This window comes from Microterricola pindariensis (assembly GCF_002936985.1).
GTDB classification, from domain to species: Bacteria; Actinomycetota; Actinomycetes; order Actinomycetales; family Microbacteriaceae; genus Microterricola; species Microterricola pindariensis.
In genome coordinates this window covers 1-6,493 of sequence record NZ_MPZN01000108.1, presented here as the reverse complement: position 1 = coordinate 6,493, position 6,493 = coordinate 1, and the positions used below count along the sequence as shown (strand labels likewise).

General features: G+C 71.1%; 6 protein-coding genes, 1 tRNA gene and 2 pseudogenes. 3 read left to right on the top strand and 6 right to left on the bottom strand.

Annotation, left to right across the window (positions count from 1 at the left end):
- The 4 genes and pseudogenes from GY24_RS16955 to GY24_RS16940 all read right to left on the bottom strand — a co-directional run.
- Positions 1-282: pseudogene (locus tag GY24_RS16955) on the bottom strand (aminodeoxychorismate lyase); the annotation flags it as partial.
- A 57-nt stretch (positions 283-339) separates the two neighbouring features.
- Complete coding sequence (locus tag GY24_RS16950) at positions 340-1,161, bottom strand: anti-sigma factor (protein WP_104477765.1); 822 nt, start codon at positions 1,159-1,161, stop codon at positions 340-342.
- On the bottom strand, positions 1,158-1,751 hold the full coding sequence (gene sigK, locus GY24_RS16945; protein ID WP_083364901.1) for an ECF RNA polymerase sigma factor SigK: 594 nt from the start codon (positions 1,749-1,751) through the stop codon (positions 1,158-1,160). The genes GY24_RS16950 and sigK overlap by 4 nt, the downstream gene beginning before the upstream one ends.
- Positions 1,752-2,018: 267 nt before the next feature.
- Positions 2,019-2,648 carry a DNA-directed RNA polymerase subunit beta gene (locus GY24_RS16940; RefSeq protein ID WP_104477763.1) on the bottom strand — a complete coding sequence of 210 codons (630 nt, stop codon included), beginning with the start codon at positions 2,646-2,648 and terminating at the stop codon, positions 2,019-2,021.
- A gap of 109 nt (positions 2,649-2,757) precedes the next feature.
- Between GY24_RS16940 and GY24_RS16935 the strand changes: the two genes are divergently transcribed.
- Positions 2,758-2,834, top strand: a tRNA-Lys gene (locus GY24_RS16935).
- Positions 2,835-3,008: 174 nt separating this feature from the next.
- Here GY24_RS16935 and GY24_RS16930 read toward each other — a convergent pair.
- Positions 3,009-3,848, bottom strand: coding sequence for an SDR family oxidoreductase (locus GY24_RS16930; protein ID WP_104477761.1), 840 nt, complete (start codon positions 3,846-3,848; stop codon positions 3,009-3,011).
- Positions 3,849-3,922: 74 nt separating this feature from the next.
- Here GY24_RS16930 and GY24_RS16925 point away from each other — a divergent pair, with 74 nt between their 5' ends.
- Positions 3,923-4,501, top strand: a complete 579-nt coding sequence (locus GY24_RS16925) for a TetR/AcrR family transcriptional regulator (protein ID WP_104477759.1) — start codon at positions 3,923-3,925, stop codon at positions 4,499-4,501.
- Between the two features lie 19 nt (positions 4,502-4,520).
- On the opposite strand, the gene GY24_RS16920 is transcribed toward GY24_RS16925, so the two are convergent.
- The gene (locus GY24_RS16920; RefSeq protein WP_233279440.1) at positions 4,521-5,675 is read right to left on the bottom strand and encodes an AI-2E family transporter; all 1,155 of its coding nucleotides are present in this window, start codon (positions 5,673-5,675) and stop codon (positions 4,521-4,523) included.
- Between the two features lie 88 nt (positions 5,676-5,763).
- Between GY24_RS16920 and GY24_RS16915 the strand changes: the two are divergent.
- Positions 5,764-6,493 (top strand): annotated as a pseudogene (locus GY24_RS16915) (hypothetical protein); the annotation flags it as partial.

Below are 6,493 nucleotides of genomic sequence, written 5' to 3'. Positions count from 1 at the left end.
CTGCGAGATGGCGGCGGACCACTGCGCCAGGTTCGGCGCGGGCAGGTCGCAGATCTCGGCCGAGCGGGCGAGCCTGGCCAGGTGCGGCTGCACCTCCTGGGCGTGGCCGTTGACCACCGACAGCGTCTCGAAGACGCCGTCGCCGCGTTGCGTGCTGAGCTCGCTGACCCGCAGGGCGGGCTCGGAGGCATCCACCTCCGTGAAGGTCTCGGTGAACCAGCTCCCGTCATCCGGGGCGTCGGCGGGCAGCGGCGTGATCAGGAGCGTGTAGGGCAGCGACATGCTCCGATGCTACGCCGCCCGGTCGCCCCGCGGCAGTCGCACTCTGCGGATTGGGGCCTAGCTCGCGATCTGCACGATGGGGGCGCTGGTCGGCTCGGTCGACCCGCCGGCCGGTTCCACCGTCACGCCGACGACGTCGCCCGCGCTCATCTGTCCCTCGAGCACGTGCCAGGTGGTGCCGCTGCTGCTCGCCTCGAAGGTGCCGGCCGAGACCGGGCCCTCCGCCCCGATGTACCAGAGCTGGTAGGTCTGGTCCTGCGGCAGCGGGGCCAGCCCGTCGGCCAGGAGCGCGGACCGGCCGAGCTCCCCGGACCAGACCAGGGTCGCCGTCCCCCCGCCGGCGACCTCCGCGGCCGCGCGCTGGGCGTCCGGCGCGGCGGCGATGTCGGCCAGCTGCTCGGCCTGGGTCTGCCCGGTCGAGGGCGTGGAGTCCTGGAGCTGCCCGATGGCCAGACCGCCGAAGAAGAACGCGGCGGCTGCGGCCACGGCCACGAGCACGCCGACGGGGCGCCGCCAGCGTGCGGCCGCCCGGCGCTCGGCGGGGCCGGCGTGGCTCGGCTGGCTCGGTCCGCTCGGCTCGCTCGGCTTCTCGGCTGTGGGGACGGCGGGCGCCGCCGGCACGGCGAGGGTCGGGGTGGCCGCCGTTGCGGCATCCGCGCCCTCCTCGAGCCGGGGCAGCTGCGGGGTCAGCGCGATGCGCGCCATCAGGTCCGCGCGCAGAGACGCGGGCGGCTGCACCGGCGTTGCGGCGAGGCCGAGCTCGGTCGCCGTCTCAGCGAACCCCGCGGGTGCGGGCGCCACGGCATCCGGCTGCGGCTCGTCGAAGGCGTGCAGGGCCTCGGATGCCGCCCGGCTCAGTTCGTCGTCTCGATCGCTCATGACGCCACCCCCAATTCTTCTCTCAGGCGGATCATGCCGTCGCGCAGCCGCGTCTTCACCGTTCCGATCGGCACCTCGAGGTAGCTCGCGAGCTCGCTGTGGGAGAGCCCGCCGTAATAGGCCAGGCTCAGCGCCTCACGCTGCAGCTCGGTCAATCGGGTCATCGCCCTCGCCACCCTCTCATGCTCGATCGTGATCTCTACTCTCTCTGCAACGTCGTCGTAGTCCACGGTGATGTCGCGGCGGCCGATGCGCTGGTCGCGGTCGCGGCCCGCCTGCGACGCCCGGATGCGGTCGACCGCGCGGCGGTGTGCCATCGTCATCATCCACGACATCGCCCCGCCGCGGCTGGCGTCGAATCGCGGCGCCGTCTGCCAGATCTCCAGGTACACCTCTTGGGTGACCTCCTCCGACTGCGCGTGGTCGACGAGCAGCCTGCGCACCAGGCCGAAGATGCGCGCGGCGGTGAGGTCGTAGAGCTCACCGAAGGCGAGCTGGTCGCCGTCGGCGACCCGCTCCAGGACGGCGGTCAGTTCAGCGTTCGCGGGAGAACTCTGTGACACGGGGATTTCGCTCACGACACCTAGCATGTCAGCAGTCCTCCCTTGTCACACTCAGGGTTCGGCGCGGCGGCCAGATTGGATTGCCGCGCAGGCTGGGAGAATGCGGGGCGCTGCCGCCGGGCGCGGGATCGCGCGTGTCGGCGGGAGGCACCGGGGACGAATATGGCCGGGCCGCAGAACGCCTCTCGGCGCGAGGCCGCTCGTGGCGGCTAATTTTGGAGCCCGGGGTTACTGCGGCCCGACCGACATCTATTGTAATCGAGATCGCTGGGCGCGGTTTCCGCCGCGTTCGCGTCAGTCCAGCGAATCGGTGCGCCAGAGCCGCGCGCAGGCTGTCAGCTCCGCCGCCATCTCGGTGAAGCGCAACCCCCGGCGGGTCAGCTCGCTGGCCCGGTCGGGCTCTGCGGCATCCGCGTCGTCGGCCAGACTGGTCGCCCCGGCCGACATGACCCGGCAGAACGCGGCGGCCCGGTCGAGGGCGACGGCGAAGTCACCGGTGTAGATGCCGCGGAGGATGGCATCGGCGAGCACGATGATCTCGTCCGGGCCGGTCGGGTGGGCGGCGCCGGCGATGACGGGGTCGATCGTGCGGGCGACCTCGACCCCGCGCTGGAACAGGAAACTCGTGCCGGTCGGGTCCTGGCGGATCAGCATCCGGAGCAGGTAGATGCGCCAGAGTGCGCCGGGCAGGCTGCGCGGTGTGGCGCGCGACCACAGCTCGGCCACGGCGTCGATGCCGTTCTCGTCGGTGTACGCGACGAGGCGCTCCACGACGCCGGGGTCGGGATCGGCCCGCACCCGCGACAGCAGGGCGTGCGCGGTCTCGTGGGCCACGCGGCTGATCGCGGCGGGGTCCTCCCCGCCCTGGAACGCCTCGAAGATGCGGTTGGGAAACTTCGTGGGCTTGTGGATGTGCTCGGCCATGTCGTCTCCTCACGATTCCGGGCTGCGCGCCGGCCGGATCTGGCGGCGCGCGTGCGACACCAACGTTACGCGCGAAAACTCTGCGCGTTCAGCCTGTACATTGGTACGTGCCCCTATAGCTCAGTTGGTTAGAGCAACAGACTTTTAATCTGTGGGTCCAGGGTTCGAGTCCCTGTGGGGGCACCATATCTGGTTTCCGCGTCTCGAAGCCGAATTGCTCGTCTGTCCTCGACGGGGCCCGCTTCATGGCCTGGCTCTGGGCGATCCCGTTTCTGCCTCTCGCTGTGCCCGGGGCGCGGGTTCCGCGGCCCGGGCACCCTGCTCGCCGAGCGGCGGGCAGGGCGCCGGGCCGGCACTGGGCTAGCCGCGCGGCAGTGTGACGGCGCCGGAGCGCACGGCCGCGACGGTGCCGCCGTCGACGAGCAGGTCAGTGCCGGAGATGAAGGACGCATCCGCGCTGAGCAGGAACGCCGCCGCATTGGCGATGTCGTTCGGCGTGCCGAGCCGGCCCGTGGCCGAGCCCTCGACCATGGCGCGCATCGAGGCGCCGGACTCGCCGGCGAGCTCCTGCTGGCCCATCGGGGTGGAGATGACGCCGGGGCTGATCGTGTTGACGCGGGCTCCGCGCTTGCCCCAGGCGAGGCTCGCCGTCTGCACGCGCAGCTGGTTGCCGCGCTTGGCGATGCTGTACGCGGCGCCCGCGTGCGGCAGCGCGCCGTCGGCGAGGAACGGCAGCGAGAGCAGCTGGTCGCTGGGGGTGGATGCCAGCGCGGCCTCCAACTCGGCCGGGAACTGGCCCGCGGCGAAGCTGCCGGCCATGCTCGCGATGTAGACGCCGGCGCCGCCCGGCGCGATCACGCGGGCGAACTCGTCGAGGCTGAACGCGAAGCCGGCGAGGTCGACGCGGAGCACGGCATCCGTCGGCGCCTGCACGGGCGAGAGCCCGGCGGTGTGCACGACCAGGCGCACCGGGCCGAGGGCGGCCGCCGCATCGGCGAGCGCCGTGACGGAGGCGTGCGAGGAGACGTCGACGACCTGGGTGGCCACGTCGAAGCCGTCGCCGCTCAGCCCGGCAGCGACTCGCCCCAGCAGCTCCTCGTTGAAGTCGGCGAGCAGCACCGTGTGCCCTGCCCCGACGCGACGGGCGATGGCCTCGCCCATTCCACCGACGCCGACGACTACCAGAATGCTGTTCGACATGATGCACCTTCCCATATCCGAGACAATCTGTCTCATTATGTGGCGAGCCTATACCTGCTCGCTACGCTGAGTAAATGCCTGAGCCCATCCCCCGCGGCCGCCCCCGCAGCGAGCAGTCTCGTCGCGCCACCCTCGAGGCCACGCGCGAGCTGCTGCACTCCGTCGGGTACGACCGCTTGACGATTGAGGGGATCGCCAGCGCGGCCGGCGTGAGCCGCCAGACGGTGTACCGCTGGTGGCGCGCCAAGTCGGCCATCGTCGCCGAGGCGGTGCTCGACGGCGTCATCATCCTGCCGGGCGCGGCTGCCGCCGGCGGCTCCATCGCCGGCATCCTGAACGCGATGGGCGCCTCGCTGGGCTCGCCGGAGAACGCGGGGCTGGTCCGGGCCCTCGCGGCAGCAGCGGCGGATGACCCCGCCGCCTCCGAGGCGCTGTACGAGCGGATGACGGGGCCAACGCATGCCGCCCTGGCCCGTTCAATCGCCGACGGAGTGGCGCGCGGGGCACTCCGCCCCGACATCGACCCCGAGGTCGCGGCCGACGCCCTGATCGGGGCGGTGCTCTACCGGGTGCTCACCCGGCAGGACTCCCCGCCCGGCTACGGCGACGACCTGGCCGCCACCGTGCTCGGAGCCACGCCGGGCACTGCATGAGGCGAGGCCCGGCGCCGGCCTAGAGCGGGCGCGGCCCCTCGTCGATGAGCTCCGGGTCGACGACCTTGGCATCCTGCGCCGGGAAGACGACCTTCTGGATGATGATCATTCCGGATGCGGCGACCGGGATGGCCACGAGGGCGCCGAGCACGCCGCCGATGGTTCCACCGGCGACAGCCGCGATCACGACGATCGAGCCGGGCACGTCCACCGCCTTGTTCATGATGCGCGGGCTGAGCACATACGCCTCGACCTGCATGTAGATCAGGTAGTAGATCGCGGCCACCAGCGCCGTCAAAGGCGACGCGAGCAGGCAGATCAGCGAGATCAGGATGGCCCCGATCAGGGTTCCCACCATCGGGATCAGCGAGCCGATGAAGGCGATCAGCGCCAGCAGTGCCGGCAGCGGGGCACCGATGATGGTCAAGAAGATGAGGCTCAGCACGCCGTTGATCAGGGCGAGGCTGAACTGGCCGATGACATAGCGGCCAACGGCGCCGGAGACATCGTTGGTGATCTCGGTGAAGCCCTCACGCTGGTAGGCAGGCACGAAGCGGGCGGCCAGCTTCTTCATCGACGGCAGCGCGGCGAGGAAGTACAGCGTGAGGATCAACACGATCACCACGCCGGTGATGCCACCGGCGACCCCGGCGCCCACGGCCACGATTCCGCCGCCGATCGAGGCGAGGTTGCCCGGGTCTTGCAGGAAGTGCAGCGCGCTGTTGAGCGCTTCCTCCACCGTCGAGCCGAACTGCGCCTGGATGTCTTGGTACCAGCCGGCCGCGGTCAGGTCCTTGATCATGCGCGGAAGGTCATTGATCAGGTTGGTGCCCTGCTCGACGAGCACCGGCACGATCGCCACGACGATGCCGGCGAAGGCGAGCAACACGACGCCCACCACGATCGCGATGGCGCCGGGCCGGGGCAGCTTGCGCTCGAGCAGGGAGACGACCGGGTCGAGGCCGAGCGCGAGGAAGAGGGCGAGACCGATGTACACCAGCACGGTGGAGAGCTGGCCGATGACGGCACCGATGAGCAGCGCGAGCAGCACGCCGAGGGTGCCGACGAGGCCAATCATGAACGGTCTGATCCGCGGCGGCGTGACAACTGCCCCGCGGGCGGGCCTGGCGCTGCGCACGGCGGTGCCCTCTGTGACGGTGCGTTTGCGCATCATTGTCCTCCTCTGCCGGGCGCTCTGTGTGGTGTGCCCGCCCCTCATCCTTGCACCGTCACAGACGATTCAGCACGAATAGGCTTGCCCCATGACTGCTCTTCCTGCCGTGCGCGGCGCCCACCTCGTCGGATCGATCAACCAGCCCACCGCGGCTGCCACCCTGCGCATCGTCGCGGAGAACCTCGGCACCGACGCCGCCCGCATCCCCGACGGCGAGGTCGGCGAGCGCTTCCACTGGATCCTGTTCCAGGGCGCCGCATTCGACGCCGTTGCCGGCCTGGAGCGCCTGCCGATCGATCCGATCATCATTGCCGGCTTCGACGTGCGGCCGTTCCGCCTCGACGGCACTGTGCCGGCGGACGAGCTGGAGTTCGGCCCCCTCGGCTATGCGGATGCCGCGATCGCCGGGTTCGGCGATTTCTCCGCCCTCCGCGACGCCGGCGTGATCGCGCCGGGAACCCGCTTCCAGGTGAGCTTGCCGAGCCCGCTCGCCCCGCACACCACCTTCGTCGCGCAGGACGACAAGCCGGCCGTGTACCCGGCGTACGCCGCCGCGATGGAGCGGGAGATCGCCGCCATCGCCGCCGCGATCCCGGCCGAGGACCTGGCGATCCAGATCGACATGGCCACCGAGTTCAGCTTCGTCGAGCAGATCAGCATCGGCGGCAAGCAACCGGTGACCTGGTTCACGGCCACCCCGGGCGACACCTCGACCGCGGAGATCATTGCGGCCGTCGGCGCGATGGCCGCGTCGGTCGCCAACCAGGTGCCGGAGGGCGTCGAGTTCGGCTTCCACCTCTGCTACGGCGACATCGCCG